A 26,966-nucleotide genomic window follows, 5' to 3' on the forward strand; every position below is an offset into this window, starting at 1 on the left:
TAATCTTAACAAAATTTAACTACAAATTTGGTACAGGAAATTCCGAGGAGATAGAGATCGAGTTTTGACTTACCTAAATATAGGTTTTATCACATCAATCTTAGGGTTGATATTACGATACTTGCTTGACTTTTATAATTCCAAACTTAAAGGTTGTGCTATCTGTACAACAGTCAACTCCAATACTAACAACCAGGGTATTTTGTCTTTGCGATCGCCTTCTTTTATTTCTTTGTGATCCACCCTTGTCTGCTTTAACTCATTTAATCCAAATATTACCTGTATTTATTCCCAAATTTCTCTGCGAAAACAGTCCTTTTAAAATCAATAAAAATGGTGTGACATCTTAACAAATCACACACTCTTCCTGTCTAAAAATACTTCTCTTTGACTTTGTGCTCTAACTTTCAGAAAACCACTCTACATTTATGTACTCTTTGCAGTTTATTTTCCCAATTCAACTTGCTTTTGCTTCATCCCCAGATGCTTCAGCAACAGCGGCTAACCTATCTGCCGCAGCTTGAACGATTTGAGCTACTTGGCTCAGAGGCATGTGCTGAATTTGTCTGAGAATCAAACTCAAGTCTGAGGTTTCTGGAATTGGTTTGCCATCCAAGCAGCTAAGCAACTCTTCCATTGTGTAGCCTGCTCTCGATGCGATTTGAGCCAAATTTTCCGTATCTGGTATCTTCACACCTTTTTCCCACATCTGAACAGCAGTAGCAGAAACTCCCAAAAGCTTACCAAACGCTCGCTGACTCATTGAACCGCGAGCCAGTTTAATGATTTCAATCAGTTTTTGTCTGCTTTCAATGTTCACTGCTTGTTTAGCTAGCCAACGTATTTACAAGTTCACTTTCAATACTACAAGTTTACTTTTATATTGACAGCCTGATGTTTTAGTACTAAACTAAGTATCTTTAGTTGTAAGATGACAACTATAGTAATGATTTTATAAGTAGGCGATCGCAGCCATCTTGAGCCAAAAGAACTTATTTTGCTACGGCAGATCAGCTAGTAGCTAGGCATTGCTGCGAACAATAATATCGAAGGTGCATCATGTTTCGCAAGCTACACAAAACTAATCAATATCGCCGCAAAGGTCGAAATCTTATAGCCGCTAATAAAATTAAACCAGAACAGTGGAATATTTCTCAATCAGAAGCCAAAGAAGCCCTAAAAGCAAAAGGCTACGATGTTAAGCAAATCAAAAAAATTCATCACTTGAAGCATCAGGTGTGTATTTCTTTCTGGGATGCAAAATGTAACGTGTGTAGCAGCTTTTTCAGCTACCGGATTTTTGCGCGTTGGCGAAGCGAAGTAGAAAAGTTAATTTATTGTTGCCAAAACTTAAAAGAATGGGCAAAGTTAAATCACCTCATGCAGTACGAATTTGCCTACTATAACTATCCTAGCGAAATAGAAAATACACTCGACGCTAAATTAGAAAACCACTTGCGTGTGTTGAATGCAACAGAACGACAAGCGGTTTTCCAAGTAGTTTAATAGTGACAATTAATTGGCAACACCAGAAGTCGCTAACTCTGCTAAACGCTCCTGCTGATCTTGAGATATACAAGATTGAATAACCGTTTCTAAGTCGCCTTCCAAGACAGGGTTGAGGGAATAGTTTTGACCTAGGCGGTGGTCGGTAACGCGATTATCTTTATAGTTGTATGTGCGAATTTTTTCTGATCGCGATCCTGTACCAACTTGCGATCGCCGCATGGAAGTAACAGCTTCTTGTTGTTCGCTTAACTTGATGTCGTACAACTTCGCCCGCAGAATTTGCATCGCCCGTTCTTTGTTTTGCAACTGGCTGCGTTCTTCTGTACAGAAAATGCGTATTCCCGTTGGTTTGTGCATCAAGTCAACGGCTGTTTCCACCTTGTTGACGTTTTGGCCACCAGCACCACCAGAACGAGCTGTAGTCATTTCAATATCTTTCGGGTCAATGTGAATTTCCACATCATCCACCTCTGGCATAATCGCCACGGTAGCTGTGGAAGTATGAACCCGTCCCCCAGATTCAGTTGCCGGCACGCGCTGCACACGATGCACTCCAGCTTCAAACTTTAGCTGGCTGTAAACGTCATTACCTTTAATTTCGAGAATGACCTCTTTCCAGCCACCCATTTCTCCGCGAGATTCGCTCACTAGAGAAACTTTCCAACCTTGAGTCTGGGCATAGCGGGTGTACATCTGCATCAAATCGCCAGCCCAAATACTTGCTTCATCGCCACCAGTACCAGCGCGAATTTCCAACATGATATTCTTTTCATCATTGGGGTCGCGTGGTAACAGTAAGACTTTCAAGCGAGACTCTAAATATTCTATTTTTTCCTCAAGTTCCTTTACTTCCAGTGCTGCCATTTCTTGCAACTCTGGATCACTCGCAGATTCTTTATAAACCTCACGCGCTCCGATCAAGTCTTCTTGGGCTGTTTTCCAAATCTCGTATGTATCAACTACCTCTTCCAAAGAAGAACGAGACTTAGCAATTTCTTGATACTCATCAGGGTTGCTAGCGGTATCGGGGTCGCCAAGACGACGTGTTAATTCATTAAAGGTTTGTTCAACAGATTTTAGTTTGTCTAGTAAGTATGATTCAGCCATGACGAGTGCGATCGCTCCTTAAAATAACAAGTTGGCTCGAGCATTAAATGACAATCGACCCAGCTGATGCAGGGTCGTCGTTAACAGCAGAGCCAACCCGCTACTTTTTGTTTTGATCGTCGCCAGATGTTTGAGTGCTGCTCATACCGTATTTGCGGAGGAAGCGCTCTACTCGACCCTCAGTGTCAATAATCTTCTGAGTACCAGTGTAAAAGGGGTGATTTCCAGACCAAACATCTACATGCAATTCTGGCTTGGTAGAGCCAACAGTCATCACAACTTGACCGTTGCAGTAAACTTTAGCTTCTGGATACCACTTGGGATGAATATCAGATTTAGCCATTGTTCCTTGTGTGGTGAATCTATATAAATTATAACTTTCAGCTTTCAATCAAGACTAGGAATTAGGGACTAGGAAAGAGTTTTCCTAATACCCTATACCCAATTTCCAGCAGCTTAACGCTTGGAGTACTGAGGTGCTTTCCGGGCTTTGTGTAAACCATATTTTTTCCGCTCTTTTGCTCTGGGATCACGAGTCAAGTAGCCTTCTGTTTTCAAAGGTGAGCGATTTTCTGGATCTAGTTGACACAACGCACGGGCAACTCCCAAGCGAATGGAGTCAGCCTGACCGGTCAAGCCACCACCTTCAGCTTTTACCAAAATGTCATATTCGTTTTCCAGTCCCAGAGTTTCTAGAGGTGCTCTGATGACGCCAAGGTAATTGGCGTTGAATTGAAAATACAAGGTTCCATCTTTCCCGTTGACAGTCAGTTGACCGTTACCTGGAATTAGACGTACTCGTGCGACTGCGGACTTGCGACGACCAGTTCCCCAGTACACGGCACGACCGCTATTAGCGTCTGCTACTACCATTAATTTTCCGCTCCAGGAATTGTATTAACTTTTAGTTCTTTAGGTTTTTGAGCTTCGTGGGGATGAGTGGGCCCAGCGTAGACTTTCAGTTTGGTGAACAACTGCCTACCCAGACTATTTTTGGGTAGCATACCTTTAACAGCGACTTCTACTATCCTTTCTGGTAGGCGTTGTTGCAGCTTAGCGAAGGTTTCTGTTTTCATCCCGCCAGGACGACCAGAATGGCGACGATAAATCTTTTGGGTACGCTTTTTACCTGTAACTGCTATTTTTTCAGCGTTGACGACGATAACAAAGTCACCTGTATCTAGGTGAGGAGTATATTCGGCTTTTTTTTTGCCTCTGAGAATCTGGGCGATTTCAGTGGCGAGGCGACCGAGGCGTTGGTCAGTAGCGTCTACTACGTACCACTCACGCTCAAGGGATTCTTGAGGAGGAAGGTATGTTTTATTCATTGTTGTTTGTCCTTTGTCACTTTGTCTTTGAAGTTCTGAACGCCGAAGCCGGTGCTCAGACTTCTCTGTTTGTCATTTGTCCGTTGTCATTTGTCGTTACTAATGACTAATGACTCTTGACTAATAACCAACTTTGGCAGGGTTTCGTACCAAATCTCTTTTGGAAAGGGAAAATTTGGATAGCCGACGCGCAATAAGCATAAGCCTTGGGGAGGTGCAGCGTGTTTCACTTCTTCCCGGCGTTGTTCTTTCCAGAGTTCTGTGAAGCTAGCAAGCGATCGCTTGCCAGAGCCTACTTGTGCCAGCATCCCTACCAAGAGCCTCACCATGCCATACAAAAATCCATCTGCCTGTATTTCTATATGGATAAATGGCCCACTACGACAACATTCTGCTGCTTGTACCTCTACCCAGGAGTGCGATCGCTTTGATCCTGCACGGTGAAAAGCAGCCAAATGGTGTTTTCCCATTAACGGTTTGAGGGCAGCTTGAATTAAGGCTTCATCCAAGGGATCATAATAATAATGCCAACTGAAGGGTTGTACGAACAAGTTCGGTAGATCTTCAGTGTATATGGTATAGCGATACCGTCGATAGGCTGCATTAAAGCGAGCGTGCCAACGGTTATCTACACTTGCCGATGCCCTTATTAATATATCTTGAGGCAGATAGCTGTTAAGAACTGTTGCCCACTTATGAGGTGGGATTAAACCTGTAGCATCAAAATGAGCTATTTGAGCAGCGGCGTGAACTCCGGCGTCGGTACGCCCAGCACCGTGTAGTGGTACATGGTATCCAATAATTTTCGTGATCGCTGCTTCAATCTCTTCCTGAACAGTGCGCTGCTGCTTTTGCCGTTGCCAGCCATGAAAGTAAGTGCCCAGGTATTGGATTACCAGGGCTACTCGGTGAGTCGGTGGAGGCTGGTGACTTTCTAACATACAGATTATGTCATTTGTCTCTTGTCAAATGAGTTGCGGAGTCTCAAGTAGAAATAACTTGACTCCTGACTCTTGACTCTTGACTAATGAATTAGACCAGTTCAATAATCGCCATTTGGGCATTATCACCCCGACGCGGCACAGTATGCAGGATGCGGGTATAACCTCCTTGGCGATTACCATACCGAGTGGGAGCTTGCTCAAACAAAGCGTGAACTAGTTGTTTGTCAAAGATATAGCCCAGGGCTTCCCGACGTGCTGACAAAGAGCCGTCTTTGGCTAGGGTAATCATTTTGTCTACTTCACTTCGCAGAACTTTAGCTCTAACTAAAGTAGTAGTTATCCGACCATGACGTATCAGCTCGGTAGCGAGCGATCGCAGCAAAGCACGGCGCTGATCGGTTGGTTTACTGAGTTTTTTGACGCGACAACGGTGACGCATAATTATGCACTATGAATTATGAACGGTTTTTAATTAAGGGTGTTTAGAACCTCTTTCCTGCGGCAGGGTAATGCCTAATCGTCGCTGCAAAGCTTCAACTACTTCTTCCGCTGATTTCTGACCAAAGTTCTTAATTTCTAAGAGGTCTTCTTGGGTATAATCCAACAAATCTGCTACAGAGTTAACCTGTGCTCGTTTGAGACAGTTATAAGCCCGCACAGAAAGTTGTAACTCTTCGATAGGAATCTGAGCAGTTGGATCGTCTGGAATGTCTGAACCTGTATCTGTTGGTTCTAGGGAGATATCTTTCAACGGATTGAATAAATCTACCAAAATGCCAGCAGCAGAGGATAGTGCTTCTTGGGGAGAGAGACTACCATTCGTCCAAACTTCTAACAGCAGTCGGTCTTTTGTGATCGAGCCGTCTAAACGGGCTTCTTCGACACTATAGTTAACTTTCCGCACTGGCATAAACACTGAGTCGATTTGGAGAAAGTCCAACGATGTGGCTTCTTCACGTCCTCGCTCTACGGTGCGATACCCTTTGCCTTTCTCGATCCGAAATTCCATTTCCAGCTTGCCTCCCTCAGCTAGGGTGGCTATATACTGAGTTGGATCAATGACTTCTACTTCACTGGGTAAATCAAAATGTGCCGCGGTAACTGTTGCTGGGCCGTTAACGAGCAACCGACCAATCTGAGGTTGAGAAGAATAGCTTTTAAGAATTACTTCCTTCATTTTCATGAGGATTTCCAGCACATCTTCTCGTACACCCGGAACTGTGGCAAACTCATGAGAAACGCCTGCAATCCGCACTGCTGTGACTGCTGTACCCTCTAAATTAGATAGTAAAACCCGCCGCAGCGCGTTGCCAACAGTTGTTCCTTGACCACGCTCCAGAGGTTCCAGAATAAACTTACTGTAATGGCTACGACTTTCTTCTGTACTAGACTCTACACATTCAATTTGAAACTGCGCCACGGATTAGCCTCCCTTCTTTTAAGGTGCTGCTAGCAGGCAAATCAATTGCCTCCCGAATTCACTTTATGTCCTGTAGATTTAGGTCTGTCAAACTCACAAAATAGAGTTTGAAGCTCCTATTGAGCTTACAGGTGTTGATAAAATTTTGGGTTTTCCAAAGTTTAGTTGCTCTTCCTACTGGAAGAACTGATACGCTTTGAGTAGGCCCAGCCGTCTGAAGTTTACAAGCTTTACCTAACGGCAGTTTGCACTTCTAATAGTCTAAGCATCCATGACGGGTGACTTATTTTTGATGAAACTTCTTGCCCTTAGTGTCTAATTTTTGATGATTAAACTCGACGACGTTTAGGTGGACGGCAACCATTGTGAGGAATCGGGGTAATATCCCGAATTAGTGTAATTTCCAGTCCTGCTCCTTGGAGTGCCCGGATAGCCGTTTCTCTACCTGCTCCTGGGCCACTGACCATTACCTCAATTTGACGCATCCCTTGATCGATCGCTCGACGTGCTGCGCTTTCAGCGGCAGTTTGTGCTGCAAAAGGAGTTCCCTTTTTTGCTCCCTTAAAACCGCTAGAACCAGCGCTAGCCCAAGATATGACATCTCCATTTTGATCGGTAATGGTGACAATGCTATTGTTGAAAGTAGACTGGATATAGGCCATCCCGTTGGGGACGTTCCGTTTTTGTTTTTTGCTCCCGGATTTTTTAGTTGGTTGTCTCGCCATATTTGTTTAGTGAATTTCAGGTAAAACTTGCTCTGATTGGCAAGCGGTGCAAAATTATTTGCCTGGTGCCTTCTTCTTACCGGCCACTGTCTGCCTTCTCCCACGACGGGTTCTAGCGTTAGTGCGAGTTCTTTGTCCTCTGACTGGTAGGCCCATGCGATGACGACGCCCTCTGTAGGTGCCAATGTCAACTAAGCGCTTGATGTTCATAGACTCCAAGCGCCGCAAATCCCCTTCAACTTGATAGTTGCTTTCTACTTCTGCTCGCAGGGCTGCGACATCGGCATCACTTAACTCTTTAACACGGATGTCTGGGTTTACACCTGTAGCCGCTAGAATCTCTTGCGACCGTGATAATCCAATCCCGTAAATGTAAGTCAGACCAATTTCAATGCGCTTATCGCGTGGAAGGTCTACTCCGGCAATACGTGCCACAATTAATCTCTCCCTATTGTTGTCGCAATTATTGTTGGAAAAACGTGATTAATCGCGTCTTTTCGTTTTAATGATGATATGTGTGTCGTACCCGAATTTGATGGTGGTAAGAGCACTATCCTTGACGTTGCTTGTGCTTGGGGTTGACACAAATCACCATAACGCGACCACGACGTTTGATCACGTTGCACTTTTCACAAATTTTCTTGACTGAGGCTCTGACTTTCATGCCTTTTCTAATTGACTCCAAATATTGAATTATAGCATTTTTAGGGAAATTAATTTCAGTTTACTAACTGAGGAACACCAAAAAGTTGTTTTATGGTAAAATTCTCTACATGTGATTTACTTCTTCCGTAGTCGATAAGTGATTCTGCCTTTCGTCAAGTCATAGGGAGTTAACTCTACTTTGACGCGATCGCCAGGTAAAATCTTGATATAATTGCGGCGGATCTTGCCGGAAATGTGTGCCAGCACATTAAAGCCATTGTCCAAGTCAACGCGAAACATTGCATTGGGCAAGGATTCAGTAACCGTGCCTTCCATTTCAATCAAATCTTGCTTAGACAATTTGTTTTTTCCTCAACTCAACAATCTCCTGTTCTGTTGCAGCAGCTTCATCTGCAAGAGAACATACTTTAAGAAATATATCAACAGTTTATTAATATATCTTAGCTAAAATTGATCTACTCCCTGCTAGGAGTGCAAGAAAGCAGGAGGTAACTACATACTTATTCTTGTCTCCCTTCCTTTGCGTCTGTCTCTGTCATGTTTCAGGAGGCTATTATCTTTTGAAGATCGCAAGTGACTTCTTCTTGGGGCTGATTACCATTGATCGTGAGGAGTTTTTGGCGCTCGCGGTAATAGTCAATCAAAGGCGCAGTTTCAGCGCGGTAAACTTCTAGCCGACGACGAATCACCTCTTCAGTGTCATCTTTTCGTCCTCTGCCGAGTAAACGTGCTACCACTACTTCATCTGGCGCATCTAAGTTAACTACCCTTTCGCCATGCTGATGCGTTTTTTCCAATAACTCCTGCAAAAAAACTGCTTGAGTTACTTTGCGGGGAAAACCATCAAGAATCCAACCGGATGCAATATCTGGCTGTTCTAACCGCTCCTGCACCATTTCCTGCACTAGCTGATCAGGGACTAATTCACCGCCATCAACATAACTTTGAGCCTTAATCCCTAAAGGAGTTTGCTCTTTCATGGCTTGTCTTAATATGTCGCCCGTAGAAATATGGGGAATATTCAACTTTTTAGCCAAGGTTTGAGCTTGAGTTCCTTTACCAGCCCCAGGTGGCCCCAAGAAGATTAATCGCGTCACTATTGTTTCACCATTCCTTCATAGCGCTGAGAGATGACGTAAGTTTGGACTTGTTTAGCTGTCTCAATTGCCACACCAACTAGAATTAACAAAGAGGTTGCACCCAGACCCTTAAAGGTTGGTACTCCTAAAGCACTTTCCACGCCGGTTGGAATAATAGCAACTAAACCCAAAAATATAGCACCCAAAAAGGTGAGTCGGTTTGTCACACGCTCAATATACTCACTAGTCGCCTTACCCGGACGAATGCCAGGAATACTGGAACCCATTTTCTTCAGGTTTTGCGCTACGTCTACTGGGTTGAGTATCAACGAAGAATAGAAATAGCTAAAGAAAATGATAGAAATCATGTAGACCAAAGCATATATCCAAGAACCAGAACCGCTTGGACTCAGATAAGTGTTAACAATATTCGCTAATTCTGGGTTTTTGGTAAAATTAGCGATCAAAAGTGGCAAACTCAGGATGGCAGCTGCAAAGATAATTGGCATGACGCCCCCAGCTATTAACCGCAGGGGTAAATAACTACGTTGCTCTGCCAAAACGCGGCGACCTACTTGGCGACGAGCCGAAATAATCGGAATGCGACGCATTCCTTCTTGCACAAAAACAATACCAACAATTGTTGCTAGGAAAACCAAGATCAGCACTATCACACGACCTACTATTTCCCGACCACCAACTTGTACCAAGTCAATGGTATCGCCTAATGATTTTGGTAACGATGCTACAATGTTGACAAAAATCAACAATGATGCGCCATTCCCAATACCACGTTCTGTGATCAATTCTGAAGCCCACATTACGAACATGGAACCAGCAATCAGAGCGATCGCCGTTTCAGCTACGAAGACTGGCCCTGGGTTTAGAGCAAATTGCTGGAGAAATAATGCCGAAAAAGCCACACTTTGAATAATGGCCCAGCCTAAAGATACATAGCGGGTAATTTGTGCAATTTTCCGTCGACCAGCTTCCCCTTCATTTTTCTGTAAATTTTCTAAAGAAGGAATTGCCGCAGTAAGCAATTGAATAATAATGGATGCATTAATGAAGGGCAGAATTCCTAAGGCAAAGACTCCCAAAGTCGAAAGTCCCCGCCCAGAAAATATATCCAACAAACCGAATATGGAATTATTGCCCTGAATAGCTTCGCCAAATCTAACTCTATCAATCCCTGGTACTGGTAGAAATATGCCTAGGCGAACCAAAATTAAAATCCCGACAGTGACAAGCAGCCTGCCTCTCAGCCCAGCCGCTTGAGCCATCTGCATAAAAGTTTCTTGAGCCGTTGGGGCTTTGTCTCGACTGATCATAGAGTGCTACCTTTATTCTGAACCAAACGCTGGTAGCGAGTTGGTTTGCATTTAAGTGCGCTGTTCTGGCTCACTCATAAGACTTCACAACTCCCACCAGCTGCCTCAATTTTGCTACGAGCTGTACCTGTGAAAGCTGCCGCTTGCACCTTGAGCGGAATGCTCAATTCCCCATTACCCAAAATTTTCAATGGTCCCTTGACAGCAGTTATGATACCTGCTGCTTTTAAGGAGATCAAAGTTACTTCTGTATTAGCAGGAAGGGAAGCTAGCTTCTCTACATTAATCGTAGTGTAATTTTTACGATTAACAATTGGAAAGCCCTTCAACTTAGGCAGACGACGATACAATGGCTGCTGACCACCTTCAAAACCTGGTCGGGTACCGCTACCAGAGCGAGATTTTTGACCTCGCATACCTAAACCAGCACTAGCACCTTGACCGGCAGAAATACCTCTACCTACACGCTTACGGCGTTTTTTCGAGCCTTTTTGAGGCTTAACATCGTTGAGTCTCATAAGCTAAAAGTTGTCATTTTTCATTTTTCATTTTTCATTTGTCATTTGTTATTGCTAAGAACAAAGGACTAAGGACGACGGACGAATGACTACTCAGATATAGAGATGTTCAATAGCAATGCTCCGATCTTCAGCAACTTCGGCAAAGGTACGCAGTGTAGATAGGGCGTTGACTGCGGCTCTAGCATTGTTGAGTGGATTATTAGAACCAAGTTGCTTGGCTAAGACGTTGCGAACTCCTGCCAGTTCCAACACAGTACGCACAGCACCACCAGCAATTACCCCAGTACCAGGTGCAGCTGGGCGCATCATCACCTTAGCACCACCACCGACACCATCAATAGGATGGGGGATGGAGTTAGATTTGGTAATTGGAATGTCAATCAAATGTTTTTTGCCGTCGGCTACGCCTTTTTTGACAGCACCAATTACATCTGAGGCTTTGCCTACTCCAACGCCGACTTGACCGCGTTCGTTACCGACGACTACAATCGCTCGGAAGCTAAGCTTTTTACCGCCTTTGACGACCTTACTCACGCGTCGGATTTGGATAACCCGCTCTTGCCAGTTTGTTTCTTCTTTCTTTGTTCGGTTAGTTTTACGACGACCCGTTGCCATAATCAATGCCTCTGTTAGTCAATGGTCATTAGTCATTAGTCATTAGTCATTTGCTCTTAATACAAGGGACAAAGGACAGATGACAAAGGACAATTTAGAAATCTAAACCAGCCTCGCGTGCTGCATCGGCTAATGCTTTGACACGACCATGATATAGGTTGCCACCACGATCAAAGACTACTTTAGTAATACCTTTTTCTAGCAATCTCACTGCGATCAATTTGCCAACTTGCGCCGATGCATCACGATTAGCACCTGAACTTAAACTAGATTTCAACTCTGGTTCTACAGTCGAGGCTGCCACTAATGTATGATGCTGAGTATCATCAATGACTTGCGCGTAAATATGTTCATTAGAGCGAAACACGGCTAACCGCGGACGCTCTGGGGAGCCGATAACTTTACCACGGACGCGTCGATGGCGACGCTCCTTTGATTCTCTACGAGTAAGTTTCATTTTTACTTCTTACCACTCTTACCAGTCTTACCAGCCTTGCGTCTTACCTCTTCACCGGCATAGCGAATGCCTTTACCTTTATAAGGTTCTGGTGGACGAACGGCACGAATTTTAGCTGCTGTGTTGCCTACTATTTCTTTGTCATAGCCGCTGACGATGACATTAGTAGTACCTTCTACTGCAAATTGAATTCCTTCAGGTGGAACAATTTGTACCTGATGGCTGTAACCCATATTTAAAACCAGGTTACGACCTTGAACTTGTGCTCGGTAGCCAACTCCTTGAATTTCCAAACGGCGCTGAAAACCACTAGAAACTCCCTCGACCATGTTGGCAACCAAGGTGCGGCACAAACCGTGCATTTGACGAGATGCCTTTGTATCATCTCGTCGAGTTACCTGCAATGTTTCCCCTTCTTGGGAAACTGTAACAGCGGTAGGTAGATCGCGTGAAAGTTCCCCTTTAGGCCCTTTCACAACAACCTTTGTGCCATCAATCGCTACTTGGACTTTGGTGGGAACAGTAATTGGACGTTTACCAATACGAGACATGACTTTTTGTCCTTTGTTATTTGTCCGTTGTCCTTTGTTATTTGTCCTTTGTCTTTTCCTAATGACAAATGACCAATGACAAATGACTAATGACTACCAGACGTAGCAAAGCACCTCACCACCCAAGTTCTGACGCCGCGCTTCGCGGTCAGTCATGATGCCACTGGATGTAGAAATAATGGCGATGCCAATGCCGCCTAGTACTCTTGGTAATTCTTTTCTGTTGGAGTAAACGCGCAAACCTGGCTTACTCACTCGCTTTAAGGCGGTGATTAAAGGCTGGCGATTTTTGCCCTTGTATTTCAAGGAAATCACCAGATTACGCTTTACCCCTTCTTCGGCTTCTTCAAATTCAGAAATAAAGCCTTCCTCTCGCAGCACTTTAGCAATACTACGGGTCATTTTTGTAGCTGGCACTTGTGTAGTTTGATGCCTCGCCAAATTGGCATTGCGGATGCGCGTCAGCATATCTGCAATTGTGTCGTTAGCCGCCATCGTTCCCTCTTTAGATGAACTTATTGATCGCGAAAGGGCATTCCCATTTCTTTAAGTAAGGCGCGGCCCTCTTCGTCGTTTTTCGCTGTGGTGATGATGGAAATATCCATACCACGGATTTGATCGATGCTGTCGTACTCTACTTCTGGAAAGATTAGCTGTTCTCTTACACCCAGAGTATAGTTGCCGCGACCGTCAAAGCTTTTGGGACTAACGCCGCGAAAGTCTCGAATTCTAGGCAGTGCCAAGCTAATGAGTCGATCGACAAATGCGTACATCCGTTCGCCTCTGAGAGTAACCATGATGCCGACAGGCATACCTTGACGAATTTTGAAGCCCGCGATCGCCTTTTTTGCTCGCGTTACTACTGGCTTTTGACCAGCAATCAGCGCGATTTCGTTTATGGAAGCTTCGAGCGCCTTAGCATTTTGAGCCGCTTCTCCCAAACCTCGGTTAACAGTAACTTTCACCAACTTTGGTACTTGATGAACGTTGGTGTATTGAAACTGATTGATCAGTTTAGGGACGATTGTCTCTTGGTATAAGCTTTTGAGTCTTGTTGGCGCCATAGTTTCTTTTCCTAATTATCCCTGGGCTTGGTCAGGGAAGCTTATTTGTCCTCTATTACAAAGTTCTGTTCGCCGGAAGTCGGCGTACCCTGGGGGATCTTGCTACATACAGACTTTGCGCTTTGTCATTTGTCTTTTGCTAGTGACTAATGACTATTTATCTAAAATCTCACCAGTTTTCTTGAGTTTTCTCACCTTTTTGCCTTCTGGCGTAAAGGTGTAACAAACACGACTAGCGACGTTTTGCTTAGTAGAATAAAGCATCACATTAGAGCTATGAATCGGGGCTTCTTGGGTGACTATCCGCCCTGATTCACCTTCTTGCTGGGGTTTAACGTGCTTAGTTTTAATATTGACGCCTTTGACGACAACTTTGCTCAGTTGAGGAAGCGCTTGGATAACTTCACCAACTTTGCCTTTATCTTTACCAGCAATTATCTGGACTGTATCGCCAGTTTTGACATGCATCTTGTGGAATACTTTTGGCTGATCTTTTCGGTATGCCATTACAGCACCTCCGGAGCCAGAGAAACGATTTTGGTAAAGTTTTTCTCACGCAGTTCTCTTGCTACAGGGCCAAAGACCCGTGTACCTCTAGGATTACCATCTTTGTTGATGATCACTGCGGCATTATCGTCAAAGCGAATACTCATACCACTGTCTCGATTTACGCCTTTGCGAGTACGAACAATTACCGCTTCCACAACATCAGATTTTTTTACAGCCATGTTGGGTGTAGCATCTTTAACAACAGCAATAATTTTATCGCCTATACCGCCATAACGGCGATTGCCTCCACCTAAAATGCGGATGCACATTAATTTACGAGCGCCGCTATTATCTGCGACATTAAGGTAAGTCTGGGGTTGAATCACGATTAGTCTCCCGTGTGGTGCTGTTAGAAAACTAACAACTATGAGATGTTAAATAGATTTGACGTTGAGGACTTCTGTGACTTGCCAGCGCTTGGTTTTACTCAGGGGTCTGGTTTCTTGAATGCGGACGCGATCGCCCACTTTACACTTGCTTTCCTCATCGTGAGCTTTATAGCGCCGGGTTTGAACTACAATCTTGCCGTACTTGGGATGAGGAGCGCGGTTTTCCACAGCAACTACTACCGTTTTTTGCATTTTGTCGCTCACTACCAAGCCAACTCGTTCTTTGACTGCCATAATCTCCTACTTTTCTTCTTTAGCCGATTGACTTGCTGCCCGTTGGCGCTCCGTCTCTATTGTTAGCAATTGGGCTAAGCGGTGTCGGGCGTGTCTGAACTGGTGAGGTTTTTCTAGTTGTCTGGTTGCTTTTTGTAAGCGCAGCTGAAATAGTTGCCTTTTAATAGCAACAATTTCCTCAGCCAATTTTTGATCACTTAATTCTCTAGCTTCTGAAATCTTGGGAAGAGGCATAACCTACTCCTGCTCCTCTGGTTTAGAGCGCACAATAAACTTGGTTTTTATGGGCAACTTAAATGAAGCTAAACGCATAGCTTCTCTGGCAATTTCTTCAGAAACGCCAGCGATTTCAAATAAAATTCGCCCTGGTTTAACGACAGCTACCCAAAACTCCGGCGAACCTTTACCGGAACCCATCCGAGTTTCAGCAGGACGCATGGTTACAGGTTTGTCAGGGAAAATCCGAATCCAGATTTGTCCACCCCGACGAATGTAGCGGGTCATTGCCCGACGAGAAGCCTCAATTTGACGAGAGGTAATCCAAGCAGGTTCTTGAGCTTGGAGTGCAAAATCACCGAAGTTTAGGGTGCTGCCACGGCTGGCTAGTCCCTCCATCCGTCCGCGTTGTTGTTTGCGGAATTTAGTTCTTCTAGGACTTAACATGGTTTGTCAAGAGTCAAGGGTCAAGGGTTATGGGTCAAGGTTGAAGTCAATGGTCAAAAAATCTTGGACTTTTGACTATGGATTTTTGACTCTTGACTATCCTTCATTTGAGCGGTCTTCAAATTGCTGACGACGGCGTTGTTGTTGACGGCGACGAGGTTCGCGGTCACGGTCACGATCGCGTGTTGTGGGTGGGGGCGGAGTTTCTTCCTGTCCAGGGATAATTTCTCCCTTAAACACCCAGACTTTGATACCTAGAATGCCGTAAACCGTTTTTGCCGTGCAATAAGAGTAATCAATGTCCGCCCTTAAAGTATGTAGAGGTACTCTACCTTCACGAGTCCACTCTGTCCGGGCAATTTCTGCACCATTAAGACGACCGCTGACTTGGACTTTAATGCCTTGAATTCCGGCACGTTGAGCACGCTGAATCGCTTGCCGTACTACCCGCCGAAACGAAACACGGCGTTCTAATTGTTGAGCAATGTACTCGGCAATTAAGTAGGCATCAGCATCAACTCGTTGTACTTCAACTACGTTAATGCGAATTTGGCGATTGCTACCCAACAGTTCTTGGAGTCCGGTACGCAGTGATTCAATGCCTTGTCCACCGCGACCTACAACCACGCCTGGTCTTGCTGTACGTACTTCTAAGTCGATTTGGTCGGCTTTGCGCTCAATCCGCACCTCGGAAATCCCGGCGTTATTTTGAGCAAGTCTACCCAGCTTTTTTTCTATGTATTGACGGAGTTTGTGGTCTTCTTGTAGAAGTTCTGGATAGCGTTCAGGAACGGCAAACCAACGGGATTGATGTTCGTGTGTAATACCTAGGCGAAAACCAACTGGATGAATCTTCTGTCCCACAAATGCTTCCTCTAAAATTTCTTACTTTACGCAATTTTTCATGTAAACGTGCTTATTTCTCTGGGGCGGCTGCAACAGCCACAGTGATATGACACGTAGGCTTGCGAATTTGGTAAGCTCGACCTTGCGCTCTAGGTTGGAACCGTTTCAGCACTGGGCCTTGATCGGCATACGCTTGGGTAATCACTAGCTGAGTCCGATCTAACCCTGCATTGTGTTCCGCATTGGCAGCAGCGCTTCTAAGAACCTTTAATATGGGTTCTGTAGCTCTATAGGGCATGAATTCCAGGATAATTAGCGCTTCTCTATACGAGCGCCCACGAATTTGATCTAGTACACGACGCACTTTGTAAGCAGAAATACGTATAAATCGGGCGATCGCTTTGACTTCAGTAGTATCAGTAGCCATAATTTTCTCCATTTTTGTCATTTGTTATTCGTCGTTTGTCATTTGTCTTTAGCTAATGACCAATGACTAATGACTAATGACTACCTACCTGCTTTTTTGTCACTTTTACCATGACCCCTATAAGTACGTGTCGGGGCAAATTCACCCAACTTATGTCCCACCATCTGCTCACTGACAAACACTGGAACGTGTTGGCGTCCGTTGTGAACAGCGATGGTATGACCCACCATTAGAGGCAAAATTGTCGAGGCTCTCGACCAAGTTTTAATGACTTGCTTTTCGTTTTTAGCATTCAGCTTTTCAATTTTGCTGAGCAGATGATCGGCCACAAAAGGGCCTTTTTTTAGAGAACGACCCATAATCTTAAGTGCTGAGTTCTGAGTTCTAAATTTTAAGTTTCGAGTTTTGAGTCTTAAGTTTTGAGTTTTGAGTCTTAAGTTTTGAGTTCTTTAATTCCACTCAGCACTCAGCACTCAGCACTCATAACTGATTAAGACTCACGACCACCGCGACCGCGTTTAGAAGATTTGCGGCGGCGACGCACAATTAGTTTGCTGCTGGGTTTCTTAGGTTTGCGTGTCTTTGCACCCAAGGTGGGTTTACCCCAAGGTGTTACAGGCCCAGGTCTACCAATGGGTGCTCTACCTTCACCACCGCCGTGAGGGTGGTCAACTGGGTTCATGACGCTACCTCTGACCTTGGGACGGCGACCTTTCCAGCGATTTCGCCCTGCTTTACCTGCACTCAGGTTTCTGGCATCAGTGTTGCCTACTTGTCCAATAGTGGCGTAGCACTCACGCCGAATCAAGCGGACTTCTCCCGACGGCAACTTAAGAGTTACATAGTTACCTTCTTTTGCCACTACTTGAGCGCTAGCACCAGCAGAACGCACGATTTGACCACCTTTTCCAGGAGTCAATTCCACGTTGTGAACACTTGTACCCAAGGGAATGTTTGACAAAGGTAAGGCGTTACCATCTTCAAAGGGGGCTTCAGGCCCAGCAATAACTATTGTTCCGACTTTCAACCCGTTTGGTTGGAGGATGTAACGCTTCTCGCCATCCTGGTAATACAAAAGGGCAATGCGAGCATTACGATTTGGATCGTATTCAATAGCTGCGACTTTGGCAGGAATATTACGCTTATCTCTTTTAAAGTCGATGATCCTGTAAAGTTGCTTGTGTCCGCCACCCCGGCGACGGCTAGTAATCCGCCCTTGATTGTTCCGACCTTTGGCGCGATGTACCGATGTCGTGAGGGATTTCTCCGGCTCAGTTTTGGTAATTTCTGCAAAGTCGGAGATAGTAACTTGGCGAGTGCTGGGGGTATAAGGGCGATAAGAACGAGTACCCATCTTAGCTTTAAACCTCTGGGAATAGAACTTGTCTAATCTTGTCTTCGTCCCCAGGCGCGACAGTAACTATGGCTCGCTTATATTGGGGCTTGTAACCAATAAATCTGCCAACGCGACGCTTTTTACGCGGTGGTAGCGCAGTATTGACTTGTACAACCTTGACTTGAAATAGGTCTTCGATCGCCGCTTTGATTTGGGGCTTGGTTGCTTTCGGAATTACTTCAAAAGTGTATTTATTCTGCTCCATCAGCATGGTCGCCTTCTCTGTGACAATTGGGCGACGTACTAAGTCAGCAAGATCACGGGGGTCAAAGCTAGGCACTGTAGACCTCCTGGATTTTTTCTAGGGCTGATGCCGTAGTTACAATCTTGTCAGCGTGCAGCAAATCGTAAACATTTAGCTGGTCAGCTGCAATTAGCTTTAAATTTTCTATATTGCGGGCTGACAAATATACGTTTTCAGGAAACTCAGACAAAATTAACAGTGTCTTAGTTTCTGGTGCTGCTCCCCAACGAGCCAGTGCTGCCACTAATTCTTGGGTTTTTGGGCGGGATAGCTCGTTGCCAAATTCTTCTACTACAATCAAATCGTCAATACGACCGACCAAGGCTGTCCTCAGTGCTAAACGCCGTTCTTTGCGGTTTAACTTCAGATTGAAGTCTCTGGGCTTTGGCCCAAATATCACACCACCACCACGCCATAGTGGTGAACGAATAGAACCTGCACGAGCACGACCAGTACCTTTTTGCCGCCAAGGTTTGCGACCGCCGCCTCTAACTTCGGAACGAGTTTTTGTACTGGCAGTTCCTTGGCGAGAATTGGTCAATTGTCGTACTAAGGCTCTATGCACAATATGCGCTGCCGTTTCCTCTTTAGCAACTCGCAACTCGAAGGTCTTCTCTCCGACTTGTTCCCCTTGCCAATTTTTAACTACACTTTCAACCATTTTCCTTATTTGTCCTTTGTCATTAGTCATTAGTCATTTGACTAATGACTACTTCCCAACTTGTTTTGCAGGCACAACGTTCACTAACGCCCCTGGTTTACCAGGAATGGCTCCTTTAATTAGTAATAAGTTGCGTTCCGCGTCTACTTTCACGACAGTCAGCTTGCGGATTGTGATGCGTTTACCGCCTAAACGCCCTGCCATCCGCTTACCTGGATAGACACGACCTGGCGTTGTACCAGCACCAATAGAACCTGGCGCTCTATGGTTTTTGGAACCATGTGACATTGGCCCCCGACCAAAGTTGTTGCGCTTCTGGTTCCCCGCAAAACCGCGGCCGATACTTGTACCGATTACATCGACTATTTGACCTTCACTAAAAATATCTGCTTTAATCTGCTGACCTAAAGCATAATCACCTGAACTATCGGTGTGATACTCATTTAAATGACGCAATGCTGGCGCAGATGATTTAGACAAGTGACCCAACAGTGGCCTGTTTAAAGCTTTTGATTTAACTTCGTGATAACCGACTTGGATAGCAGCGTAACCGTCGGTTTGTTTCGTTTTAACTTGTGTAACTGTGCATGGCCCTGCTTGTATAACGGTGACAGGAATAGCTACTCCTGACGCGTCAAATATTTGGGTCATACCCAGCTTGGTGCCGAGAATACCTACTGACACTGCGACTGGTTCTCCTTTCTACTTGCTGACTTTGGAATTGGACTTTAGAGGACACATGATTGTCAACATTGGTCTTGGGTGGAGAGGCCTCCAAAATTTGGCGCAGCTGACGCCGAACCAGATTTCTCAGGACGCACCAAACTGTGTCCATACTGTTTGGTGAATCGCTTACTTTCACTCGCTGGCTCACCAGAATAGCCACAACTTCCCTCCCATTAGGAAGGAGTATCTTCTGGAATGATGCAAGGCGCTACAGCTTCAAGCTGTGTGCAGCAATGCTTTTGTCCAAGCAATTGCTCTGGCACTTCCTGGTTGCAGTTGGACTTAAGCGGATATTTTCCGCTCAGTATCCGTTAACTGAGACTGATGCAAAGCCGTGAAACCAACGCTACTGCTCAGTTTCTACTTCACTAAATACCTTAAGCTATCGTTTAAGGTTTTGCCTAGTTGTTCAGGGGCTACAGGAGTGAATGCAGCTTTTTTCTCATGGCTAGTTTTAATTTTAAGCTACAAGCTTAAAATTGACTGTACGAAATATCTAGCTTACCAGTGTTTTAACCAATTTGAGTCAGTTTGTCCAATTTACAATTGAGGCATTAACTAACTCAAACAGTGGGAACAAAAGGCAGCTTAATTTTCATGTTTGGTCACAATCTAATAATATATATCAATTATTCATTTTTGTCTATAGATTCGACTAAATCCCTCTCTTTGCTTATCTATCAAGGGTAAGAGGCGAAATGGTCAACCTAAAGGTTGAGGCGATCGCAGCAAATCAAGTAACAAAGTTTGCAATCATAACAGATGCTTCCGAAAGCGCCCATGATTCATCTAGCAACTCACGAAATATTGTAGGGCTGACGCGGGGAATTGTGAGTCAAAGAACTGAGTACTGAATTGTAAGTAATATTTCTCTTCCCAGCTACAAGTAGGAAGTGTCTTCAATACAGAACAGAGAATTCAAAGCTTAAAATCCTATTAACCTCATAAAGCGAACCAAATCTAGTTCATAAGTTATTGTTGAACTCAATCTCGCGGTTCACGGTAAATAATAGAGATATCTGAGTGGGATAAGACGAAAATTTATGGCATTGATTACCACTGGTAACGCTTTAATCCGCGACCTGGAAAAATTTGGCGCTCTTGGTGTGTACGTACCTCTAGAAGGAGGTTACGAGGGACGTTATCAACGCCGACTGCGTGCAGCTGGCTATAATACCCTCCACATTACTGCTAGGGGACTGGGCGATGTGGCTGCATATCTCACAAGAGTTCATGGAGTCAGACCTCCTCATCTTGGTAAAAAAAGCACTGGTAGTGGTGCAGCGGTGGGTTATGTATATTATGCACCACCAATTATCAATTATCACTTAGAACAGTTACCACCAAAGTCAAAGGGGCTGGTCTTGTGGATTATTGAAGGACATATTCTTTCCAATCAGGAACTTGAGTTTTTAGTAACTTTACCTAGTTTGGAACCACGAGTAAAAGTAGTCATTGAGAGAGGTGGCGATCGCTACTTCCGTTGGACGCCTCTAGAAAAAACGCTGTTAGCTAGTTAGTCCTTAGTCATTAGTCATTAGTCATTTTGATCACTAATGACTAATGACTTCAATCAGCATTTCGATAGTGCTGGCTCGAAAACCACAAGATGCAAACAATCGGCGTACAACTTCATTGACTACTGCTGTATCTAGCCGAATTTGGTTAACACCCATTTGATGAAAGCGTTCAACACTTAGTATCACCATTTGTCGTGCAAGTCTGTTTTGGTGATATTCTGGTTCAACTTAGATATCGTGAATAAAAGCAAATTCCTGTAAACGATAAATTGGTATTTCTCGTTCTACTGTCGCTACCATAAACGAAGATATTAATCTTGTTGATGAGCAAATTTATAACCACCCCACAGAGAAAGGGCGATCGCTATCACTAGCAAAATCGGCACGCTGTACCAAGGAAACTGAGATAATGGCAAATGGGCCGCTGCACGCAATCCGATGCTGGCATAAGTCAACGGTAATAGGTAAACAACGGCTTTCAAGGCAATTGGTAATGTTCCAGGATCAAAGAAAGTAGCTCCTAAAAAAGACATGGGGATGATCACAAAGTTGTTGTAGAGTCCTACTGATTCTAGTGATCGCACACTCAACCCGACAATCACCCCCAACCCTGCAAATACAGCACAATTCAGTACTACCAACAGTAGAAATAGTGGATTGAGAAAATTCCAGTTCCCGGTTAACAGCACTGCTACTAAAATTACTGAACCAGAAGTCATCAACCCCCGCACTATCCCTGCTAGCATTTTACCAATGTGCAACGCTAACGGATGTATGGGTGCTAGTAACAACTCCTCAAAGGTTTTGGTAAAGATTCTGTCCCCGCAAATCGAAAATGTCGTCCCACCAAAGCTAATTGTCATCGACGACAGCGCTACCATCCCTGGTAGTATGAATTCTAAATAGTTGTCATAATTACCACTGATTCCTGAGTCTGGCTTGATTGAACTACCCAAACCCAGCCCAAAAGCTAAGATGTATATAAGTGGAGATATTAAGCCTGATGCAGCAACTTGTACTATTCTTACACGTAAATCGAGCCAATCGCCCCAAAAAATAGTCAAACTATCCGCTATGAGGATTTGAAATTGAGAAGTTTTAAACCTCTTGCTTGAGAGTAATGCTTTGGGAAATGTCACTTTCTAGTTACTTATCAAAAATTTTATCAACTATTAATTTACATTTTTTGGTGCATCAATTACTAGAAGTAACTAAAAGCTCTAAGTTTGAGAAATTGAAATTTAAAAAAGCTAAAATTAGATAAGCCATGCATTTTAATAGTGTCATATTGGCAAACTCAATCCTAGTTATCTCAAACCAATCAAAAACATGATATAATTAACGATTGAAATATTATTATGTTGATTTTAAGAAAAACAAAAACCTGGAAAGGTTGAAATTCTGCCTAGACATCTAAACTTATTTGCTATTTTTGTCATTTAATTAAGAAAATTGCACGTAAGGTTGCAGGCAATTACAGTCAAGACTCGGCATACTGAAAGAGGGAGAGAAGTTTAAACCACTCCCAGCCCAATCGGCGTGAAGGTGATTAAGCAACAATGAGACGTAAATCTACTGGTAGACAGGCTACTACTTCTAAACCCTCTGCTTTCCAATCCCCTCTGTTCAACTTCACCACCATCGCAATTTTGGGGGGGGTGTTGATATTAGGAATTGGGATTGGCATTGCTTTTAGTTCTACAACCACGTTAGCTCCATCAAATGTGGCTTCCCGTGAATTTATTGATACTAAAGCACCTAACCCTGAGATTTGCGTGCAGTATGGAGCCAGCGCTATGGTGATGGACGCTAGACTGTTTGTCACTCTCAACCCCTTCAACGTCTATGTTGCTCAGCCTAGTATGCGTCCTGGATGCGTCATCCGACAAAATAACTGGGCGCTTTTAGAGCAACGTAAGCTGGTTACATCTGACCAGGTAAGAGATTGCAAAAACCGACTGAATACCTTTGGCTTTACAGGTAACTTAGACAGTGATAAACCTGATATTAGGTGTATATATCAGAATGAGGCTGCTCAAAACTTCTTTACGGCTCAACCAGGAGCAGTTGGCTCACCTCAAGAAACAGACAGATTCTAAATTTGGGCATGGGGCATAGGCAGAATTACTTTTGTTGATATTCTATGCCCAATTTCCAATCACTTTGAATTTTTAGTATCTAGTTTTGGGTAAAGGTTGACCAAACTCAATCACCTCGATATTGGGATCATTAGATCGATTATTCGGGGTTGTTGGTACTGGAAATTCAGACTGGTTTAAAGGAGTAATGCTGTTTAAATTACCAGGTTGATTTGGGAAAGTGGCAGGGGGAAGAATAGAATTAGGTAGTTGAGAGGGTTGGTTAGGAGCCAGAGGAGGAACAGTTACAAAAGGCTGCTGTGGATTAGTTGTTTGCGGTAGGTCGCTCGATGGGGGCGGAAGCGTGAACAAGGGCGGTTGTGCGTTAGTAGTCGTTAGCGGTAGATTACTAGACGGCTGTGAGTAGTTATGGGGTATTTGAGGTAGGTTATTAGGTGAAGGCGAAGAATATACTGGTTGCACAGAAGTACTATAACCAGGAGTGACAGGACGTAAAACCCAGCGAGTGGAGTTGTTTTGGGAAACGCGTTGCAGTTGCAGCTGCTTTAGATGTAAAGAAGTACTTGGTGCTAAATCTAAGACGATGCGGGTGCTACTTGCGTTCAATTGAGAAACGCGAATTCTTTGAATTGCTCCAGAATAATTTTGTTGAGTAGAAACATAGCCCAACTGAGTATCTGGCAGATCTAAAACAATACGAGGTGGTTGGGCAAGGTAGAAATAGCGGGGGGTAGTACCTGCGGAGAGAGTAATTTCTAGTTGTACTTTCTCTGGATAAAAGCGCCAATCGTCTAGTTTTGCTACTGGTGTAGCAGCACTGCTAACAGTTTCAAGGGCAATTGTCACGTACAAGCTAAACAAGCTGACGCCAAACAGCTGCTTGTACCATTGGAAAAATTTCCTAGTCTTTAGTCCCTTGTCCATTCTTTTGATCCCTTGTAGGTTGAGCTATAAATTATGGTTTATCGACTAGCAATATAGCAATTCCTAATTACGGGTTACTAATTTCCTAAGCTAATCGGCAAACAAGATTGCATGTTGAAATAGGAGTCAGAAGTTAAGGGACAGAAGACATTGGTTATTTCTCCTCCGCGTCCCTACTTTCTTTAGCTACGACAATACTGCAAACTAAATACATATCAGTTTGTTCTCCACAGTTGTCCATGTTTTAATGGCTGTTTAACTTCTGGGATTTTTCCTGAGCTTTTTGTGGTGTGGCGGTAAATCTCAGATTTTGCGAGATCCCACTTATGGTTAGTTGACCTGTAATTTTGCCTCTATCCACTAGTTGCATTTGAATTGTGACTGAGTTAGTCGGATTATTTTGCAGTCGAGAGATATTACAAAGGATGGATCTGTCAACTTTTCCAGATAAGCTCAACTGCTGATTTCTCAGCATCATACCCGTAAGCGAGTACTTTACGTCAATATCTGCGTTAGTATTTGCTGGTAATAAAGAGGCATTCAAGTAAATACCTGATTGCTGAAGATTTAGTATCAAGGCATCTGATTTTTCACACAGCGGCAAATTTTCAGCTAGTGTCAGATGATAAAGACCATTAATTGCAGGAGGAGCCTGAAGATTGTTTTCTCCGTAAGCAGTTACGACTTTAAACAACAGTAGTACTGAACTTATTGCAATAGCATAAAATGCTAAAGATTTGAAGTTGAAATGATTCATAGTTTCACATCCCAACTTTTGATTCTTGACTACCAACATCAGGAAGCACGGAGGACAGGTGAGAGGTAAGTTGACTGTAGCGGCGGGTAATTAGTAAGGAGGAGCGGCATTGAATAGCTAGTTGATCTGTATATCGTCCTAGAGTTTGACGCTCAATTCCCCAAGTACGGCTAGTGCCAGCAATTGTTAGATCGACACCTTCTGAGGCTGCAACGACAGCTTGGATTGGCTCTGAGGATTCGACAATTTTGATGTCTATGCGATCGCGTACACTAGTCGGCAATTGCTCCATCATCGTATGCAGTTCGTAACTCAATTCTTCCTTGGCATGATTAGCTACTACTTGTAATATTTGCAACATACAATTTTCGTGATTGATTAGCAGTCTCAGCGCAAGTATCAATGCTAGATCATCATGAATATTTGCCGAATAAGGCACCAACAAGCTTTCTAATCGCTCGCCTCCCTTGTCTACAAAAACTGCGACATCAACTGGTGCATTGGTCAGAATTTGCCCGACTCGTCCACCTAAGCGATTGCTACTAAAAGCTGGACGATGCCATCCCACTAAAATTAAATCTGTTTGTTCTAATGCGGCAATCTGTGCTGTTTCCCGCGCGACATTGCTAGATATGCGAACCATAGGATGCACATGAGATTGTGTTTCTGGTGGTTCGAGAGTATTAATCAATTCTGTTAGTTGCTGGCGGCGCTGTGCAATTAATCGGTCTGCCTCAACTGGAGTACTTTCAAAGGCATAGTCTTCTTCAAATTCAATCAAGCTCAAGGGATTAACAATGGCGGGTTGTTGGTGGTTGAGAGTAATGCCTGTGGTGGGCAGCGCGATCGCTACAGCTAATTGCACCAAACCTCTTTGTGTAGTGGGATTTGCAATCGGTACTAAAATCCGGTAGGGACGAGTGTAAGTTTCACTGGCAGCATCTATGCCTGCTTCTGCTTCCAATACTGGTTCCACTACATCTAACATGATCAGCTTTTTCGGATACGTCCATTCCAGCAGTGGCGAGGTCATGAATGTGGTTACTAACGCCATTATGACCAACATGGTAAATACTAAAGGCGAAATGACCCCTAACTCCAAACCAATATTTAGCACTATCAACTCGGTCAAACCACGAGTGTTCATCAACCAACCAAGTGCCGATGCTTCCCGCTGATTAATGCCACTGACACGAGCTGCTACATAAGTGCCTATATACTTACCTGCGATCGCCACTACTAAAACTAATGCACACAGCAACCATAATTCAGGACGGTTAAGCAAGCCAATTTGCGTCCGCAAACCACTGTAGGCAAAGAATATTGGCAGTAAAAATATCAGCACAAAATCTTCAGTTTTTACCGCTAATTCCCGCACTAAATCTGCATTCTTGGGCATTGCTGCGCCCAGGAGAAATGCCCCAAAAATTAAGTGAATGCCGATTAGTTCAGTGATCAGTGCAGACGCAACCACTGCCATATAAATCAGAGCTAGAACCAATTGGCTAAGGCGTCCAGTGCGGCGATAATGAGTAGCCAGACGTTGCAAGAACCAACGTCCCACCGTCAGCATAAAAGCAATGTAGACTAAGCTCTCGATAATTGTGGGGACTGCACCAGCGAAGTTACCTGTACGAGCTACAGCGATCGCTACTGCTAATAAGCACCAAGCTGTCGCATCATCTACTGCGGCACAAGTTAACGCCAACGTTCCTAAGCGTGTCCCTTGCAAATTATTTTCAGTAATAATTCGTGCTAGTACTGGAAAAGCAGTAATTGACATTGCTGCCCCTAAAAACAGGGCAAAGGTGGTAAAAGATACACTAGCATTGGAAACCAGGGGATAAAGCAGCAACGCTAGCAATGTTCCTAAAGAAAACGGCGCTAAAATGCTTACGTGAGAAGTTAAAATTGCTACTTCTAATTGTCCACTTAAGTATTTTGGATTTAGCTCTAATCCAATTAGAAACATGAAGAATATTAGTCCCACCTGAGACAAAACATTTAGAAAAGGAATAGTTTCTGGTGGGAACAAGGTAATTGCTGTATGGGGGGCAATCCAACCAAATAAAGACGGGCCGAGCATAATCCCCGCGACAATTTCACCAATTACTAGCGGTTGATTAATTGACCGGAATGCCAGCCCTATTAGCCGCGACAGTCCAATAACAATCAGCACCTCAACCAGAACGAGAATAATTGTGTGCATGGTTC

General features: G+C 44.1%; 41 protein-coding genes and 1 pseudogene. 5 read left to right on the forward strand and 37 right to left on the reverse strand.

The features are described 5' to 3' along the window. Positions 1–457 precede the first annotated feature (457 nt). Positions 458–820, reverse strand: coding sequence for a helix-turn-helix domain-containing protein (locus HCR01_RS25690; protein ID WP_193198905.1), 363 nt, complete (start codon positions 818–820; stop codon positions 458–460). A gap of 239 nt (positions 821–1,059) precedes the next feature. Here HCR01_RS25690 and HCR01_RS25695 point away from each other — a divergent pair, with 239 nt between their 5' ends. Continuing rightward, a complete protein-coding gene (locus tag HCR01_RS25695) occupies positions 1,060–1,506 on the forward strand; it encodes a hypothetical protein (RefSeq protein WP_193198906.1) in 447 nt (148 codons plus the stop codon). 9 nt (positions 1,507–1,515) lie between these two features. Here the strand turns inward: HCR01_RS25695 and prfA are convergent, their stop codons facing one another. From prfA to rplC, 31 genes are all read right to left on the reverse strand, one after another. Beyond that, a complete protein-coding gene (gene prfA, locus HCR01_RS25700; protein ID WP_162396575.1) occupies positions 1,516–2,616 on the reverse strand; it encodes a peptide chain release factor 1 in 1,101 nt (366 codons plus the stop codon). Between the two features lie 100 nt (positions 2,617–2,716). Next, positions 2,717–2,959: a 50S ribosomal protein L31 gene (rpmE, locus tag HCR01_RS25705; RefSeq protein ID WP_162396576.1), complete on the reverse strand. Its 243-nt coding sequence runs from the start codon at positions 2,957–2,959 to the stop codon at positions 2,717–2,719. Between the two features lie 113 nt (positions 2,960–3,072). Next, entirely contained in the window at positions 3,073–3,489 is a 417-nt protein-coding gene (gene rpsI / locus HCR01_RS25710) for a 30S ribosomal protein S9 (protein ID WP_193198907.1), read from the reverse strand. Further along, positions 3,489–3,944, reverse strand: a complete 456-nt coding sequence (rplM, locus tag HCR01_RS25715) for a 50S ribosomal protein L13 (protein ID WP_162396780.1) — start codon at positions 3,942–3,944, stop codon at positions 3,489–3,491. The genes rpsI and rplM overlap by 1 nt, the downstream gene beginning before the upstream one ends. Positions 3,945–4,030: 86 nt before the next feature. Continuing rightward, entirely contained in the window at positions 4,031–4,885 is an 855-nt protein-coding gene (gene truA / locus HCR01_RS25720) for a tRNA pseudouridine(38-40) synthase TruA (protein WP_193198908.1), read from the reverse strand. Between the two features lie 91 nt (positions 4,886–4,976). Further along, positions 4,977–5,327, reverse strand: a complete 351-nt coding sequence (rplQ, locus tag HCR01_RS25725) for a 50S ribosomal protein L17 (protein ID WP_193198909.1) — start codon at positions 5,325–5,327, stop codon at positions 4,977–4,979. Positions 5,328–5,360: 33 nt separating this feature from the next. Then, complete coding sequence (locus HCR01_RS25730; RefSeq protein ID WP_193198910.1) at positions 5,361–6,308, reverse strand: DNA-directed RNA polymerase subunit alpha; 948 nt, start codon at positions 6,306–6,308, stop codon at positions 5,361–5,363. Positions 6,309–6,637: 329 nt separating this feature from the next. After that, a complete protein-coding gene (gene rpsK / locus HCR01_RS25735) occupies positions 6,638–7,033 on the reverse strand; it encodes a 30S ribosomal protein S11 (protein ID WP_010998331.1) in 396 nt (131 codons plus the stop codon). Positions 7,034–7,087: 54 nt separating this feature from the next. After that, positions 7,088–7,468, reverse strand: a complete 381-nt coding sequence (gene rpsM, locus HCR01_RS25740) for a 30S ribosomal protein S13 (protein WP_162396580.1) — start codon at positions 7,466–7,468, stop codon at positions 7,088–7,090. A gap of 115 nt (positions 7,469–7,583) precedes the next feature. Beyond that, a complete protein-coding gene (gene rpmJ, locus HCR01_RS25745; RefSeq protein ID WP_015129703.1) occupies positions 7,584–7,697 on the reverse strand; it encodes a 50S ribosomal protein L36 in 114 nt (37 codons plus the stop codon). A 116-nt stretch (positions 7,698–7,813) separates the two neighbouring features. Further along, the gene (gene infA, locus HCR01_RS25750) at positions 7,814–8,038 is read right to left on the reverse strand and encodes a translation initiation factor IF-1 (RefSeq protein ID WP_006276978.1); all 225 of its coding nucleotides are present in this window, start codon (positions 8,036–8,038) and stop codon (positions 7,814–7,816) included. Positions 8,039–8,241: 203 nt separating this feature from the next. Then, on the reverse strand, positions 8,242–8,796 hold the full coding sequence (locus HCR01_RS25755; protein WP_193198911.1) for an adenylate kinase: 555 nt from the start codon (positions 8,794–8,796) through the stop codon (positions 8,242–8,244). Next, positions 8,796–10,109: a preprotein translocase subunit SecY gene (gene secY / locus HCR01_RS25760; protein ID WP_191758483.1), complete on the reverse strand. Its 1,314-nt coding sequence runs from the start codon at positions 10,107–10,109 to the stop codon at positions 8,796–8,798. The genes HCR01_RS25755 and secY overlap by 1 nt, the downstream gene beginning before the upstream one ends. Before the next feature lie 74 nt (positions 10,110–10,183). Then, positions 10,184–10,627: a 50S ribosomal protein L15 gene (gene rplO, locus HCR01_RS25765; protein WP_193198912.1), complete on the reverse strand. Its 444-nt coding sequence runs from the start codon at positions 10,625–10,627 to the stop codon at positions 10,184–10,186. A gap of 93 nt (positions 10,628–10,720) precedes the next feature. Next, complete coding sequence (gene rpsE / locus HCR01_RS25770) at positions 10,721–11,245, reverse strand: 30S ribosomal protein S5 (protein ID WP_193198913.1); 525 nt, start codon at positions 11,243–11,245, stop codon at positions 10,721–10,723. A gap of 94 nt (positions 11,246–11,339) precedes the next feature. Further along, complete coding sequence (rplR, locus tag HCR01_RS25775; protein ID WP_193198914.1) at positions 11,340–11,702, reverse strand: 50S ribosomal protein L18; 363 nt, start codon at positions 11,700–11,702, stop codon at positions 11,340–11,342. 2 nt (positions 11,703–11,704) lie between these two features. Further along, positions 11,705–12,253: a 50S ribosomal protein L6 gene (gene rplF, locus HCR01_RS25780; RefSeq protein WP_193198915.1), complete on the reverse strand. Its 549-nt coding sequence runs from the start codon at positions 12,251–12,253 to the stop codon at positions 11,705–11,707. A 93-nt stretch (positions 12,254–12,346) separates the two neighbouring features. Then, entirely contained in the window at positions 12,347–12,748 is a 402-nt protein-coding gene (gene rpsH / locus HCR01_RS25785) for a 30S ribosomal protein S8 (RefSeq protein ID WP_191758479.1), read from the reverse strand. 20 nt (positions 12,749–12,768) lie between these two features. Further along, a complete protein-coding gene (rplE, locus tag HCR01_RS25790; RefSeq protein ID WP_191758478.1) occupies positions 12,769–13,317 on the reverse strand; it encodes a 50S ribosomal protein L5 in 549 nt (182 codons plus the stop codon). A gap of 153 nt (positions 13,318–13,470) precedes the next feature. Then, the gene (gene rplX / locus HCR01_RS25795) at positions 13,471–13,824 is read right to left on the reverse strand and encodes a 50S ribosomal protein L24 (protein WP_162396589.1); all 354 of its coding nucleotides are present in this window, start codon (positions 13,822–13,824) and stop codon (positions 13,471–13,473) included. Beyond that, the gene (gene rplN / locus HCR01_RS25800) at positions 13,824–14,192 is read right to left on the reverse strand and encodes a 50S ribosomal protein L14 (RefSeq protein ID WP_162396590.1); all 369 of its coding nucleotides are present in this window, start codon (positions 14,190–14,192) and stop codon (positions 13,824–13,826) included. Before rplN ends, rplX begins: the two co-directional genes overlap by 1 nt. Positions 14,193–14,240: 48 nt before the next feature. After that, positions 14,241–14,489 carry a 30S ribosomal protein S17 gene (gene rpsQ / locus HCR01_RS25805; protein WP_193198916.1) on the reverse strand — a complete coding sequence of 83 codons (249 nt, stop codon included), beginning with the start codon at positions 14,487–14,489 and terminating at the stop codon, positions 14,241–14,243. A gap of 6 nt (positions 14,490–14,495) precedes the next feature. Then, on the reverse strand, positions 14,496–14,723 hold the full coding sequence (gene rpmC, locus HCR01_RS25810) for a 50S ribosomal protein L29 (RefSeq protein WP_193198917.1): 228 nt from the start codon (positions 14,721–14,723) through the stop codon (positions 14,496–14,498). A 3-nt stretch (positions 14,724–14,726) separates the two neighbouring features. Then, the gene (gene rplP / locus HCR01_RS25815; RefSeq protein ID WP_162396593.1) at positions 14,727–15,152 is read right to left on the reverse strand and encodes a 50S ribosomal protein L16; all 426 of its coding nucleotides are present in this window, start codon (positions 15,150–15,152) and stop codon (positions 14,727–14,729) included. A 96-nt stretch (positions 15,153–15,248) separates the two neighbouring features. Further along, a complete protein-coding gene (gene rpsC / locus HCR01_RS25820; protein WP_193198918.1) occupies positions 15,249–16,016 on the reverse strand; it encodes a 30S ribosomal protein S3 in 768 nt (255 codons plus the stop codon). Between the two features lie 52 nt (positions 16,017–16,068). After that, on the reverse strand, positions 16,069–16,425 hold the full coding sequence (rplV, locus tag HCR01_RS25825; RefSeq protein ID WP_193198919.1) for a 50S ribosomal protein L22: 357 nt from the start codon (positions 16,423–16,425) through the stop codon (positions 16,069–16,071). Positions 16,426–16,505: 80 nt separating this feature from the next. Beyond that, complete coding sequence (gene rpsS / locus HCR01_RS25830) at positions 16,506–16,784, reverse strand: 30S ribosomal protein S19 (protein WP_191758192.1); 279 nt, start codon at positions 16,782–16,784, stop codon at positions 16,506–16,508. Positions 16,785–16,915: 131 nt separating this feature from the next. Continuing rightward, positions 16,916–17,779 (reverse strand): 50S ribosomal protein L2, encoded by an 864-nt coding sequence (rplB, locus tag HCR01_RS25835; protein ID WP_193198920.1) that lies wholly within the window; start codon positions 17,777–17,779, stop codon positions 16,916–16,918. 7 nt (positions 17,780–17,786) lie between these two features. After that, entirely contained in the window at positions 17,787–18,101 is a 315-nt protein-coding gene (locus HCR01_RS25840; RefSeq protein WP_162396598.1) for a 50S ribosomal protein L23, read from the reverse strand. Next, positions 18,094–18,726: a 50S ribosomal protein L4 gene (gene rplD / locus HCR01_RS25845; RefSeq protein WP_193198956.1), complete on the reverse strand. Its 633-nt coding sequence runs from the start codon at positions 18,724–18,726 to the stop codon at positions 18,094–18,096. Before rplD ends, HCR01_RS25840 begins: the two co-directional genes overlap by 8 nt. Before the next feature lie 48 nt (positions 18,727–18,774). Next, complete coding sequence (gene rplC / locus HCR01_RS25850; protein ID WP_193198921.1) at positions 18,775–19,410, reverse strand: 50S ribosomal protein L3; 636 nt, start codon at positions 19,408–19,410, stop codon at positions 18,775–18,777. Positions 19,411–19,553: 143 nt separating this feature from the next. Between rplC and HCR01_RS25855 the strand changes: the two genes are divergently transcribed. From HCR01_RS25855 to HCR01_RS25865, 3 genes are all read left to right on the forward strand, one after another. Next, positions 19,554–19,790: a hypothetical protein gene (locus tag HCR01_RS25855; protein WP_193198922.1), complete on the forward strand. Its 237-nt coding sequence runs from the start codon at positions 19,554–19,556 to the stop codon at positions 19,788–19,790. A 360-nt stretch (positions 19,791–20,150) separates the two neighbouring features. Continuing rightward, on the forward strand, positions 20,151–20,306 hold the full coding sequence (locus HCR01_RS25860; protein WP_193198923.1) for a hypothetical protein: 156 nt from the start codon (positions 20,151–20,153) through the stop codon (positions 20,304–20,306). Between the two features lie 189 nt (positions 20,307–20,495). Continuing rightward, positions 20,496–20,972 carry an NAD(P)H-quinone oxidoreductase subunit N gene (locus tag HCR01_RS25865; protein WP_193198924.1) on the forward strand — a complete coding sequence of 159 codons (477 nt, stop codon included), beginning with the start codon at positions 20,496–20,498 and terminating at the stop codon, positions 20,970–20,972. A 33-nt stretch (positions 20,973–21,005) separates the two neighbouring features. On the opposite strand, the pseudogene HCR01_RS25870 reads toward HCR01_RS25865, so the two are convergent. Next, positions 21,006–21,188, reverse strand: a pseudogene (locus tag HCR01_RS25870) (GNAT family N-acetyltransferase); the annotation flags it as partial. A 95-nt stretch (positions 21,189–21,283) separates the two neighbouring features. After that, entirely contained in the window at positions 21,284–22,111 is an 828-nt protein-coding gene (locus HCR01_RS25875; protein ID WP_193198926.1) for an ABC transporter permease, read from the reverse strand. 420 nt (positions 22,112–22,531) lie between these two features. Here HCR01_RS25875 and HCR01_RS25880 point away from each other — a divergent pair, with 420 nt between their 5' ends. Further along, entirely contained in the window at positions 22,532–23,071 is a 540-nt protein-coding gene (locus HCR01_RS25880; protein ID WP_162396603.1) for a DUF3172 domain-containing protein, read from the forward strand. A 72-nt stretch (positions 23,072–23,143) separates the two neighbouring features. Here the strand turns inward: HCR01_RS25880 and HCR01_RS25885 are convergent, their stop codons facing one another. The 3 genes from HCR01_RS25885 to HCR01_RS25895 all read right to left on the reverse strand — a co-directional run bounded on the left by HCR01_RS25885 (position 23,144) and on the right by HCR01_RS25895 (position 26,961). Continuing rightward, positions 23,144–23,995 carry an AMIN domain-containing protein gene (locus HCR01_RS25885; RefSeq protein WP_193198927.1) on the reverse strand — a complete coding sequence of 284 codons (852 nt, stop codon included), beginning with the start codon at positions 23,993–23,995 and terminating at the stop codon, positions 23,144–23,146. Positions 23,996–24,239: 244 nt separating this feature from the next. Further along, complete coding sequence (locus HCR01_RS25890; protein ID WP_193198928.1) at positions 24,240–24,752, reverse strand: hypothetical protein; 513 nt, start codon at positions 24,750–24,752, stop codon at positions 24,240–24,242. A gap of 4 nt (positions 24,753–24,756) precedes the next feature. Continuing rightward, positions 24,757–26,961, reverse strand: coding sequence for a cation:proton antiporter (locus HCR01_RS25895; RefSeq protein ID WP_193198929.1), 2,205 nt, complete (start codon positions 26,959–26,961; stop codon positions 24,757–24,759). Between the last annotated feature and the right edge of the window lie 5 nt (positions 26,962–26,966).

This window comes from Nostoc sp. MG11 (assembly GCF_014904695.1).
Taxonomy (GTDB): domain Bacteria; phylum Cyanobacteriota; class Cyanobacteriia; order Cyanobacteriales; family Nostocaceae; genus Komarekiella.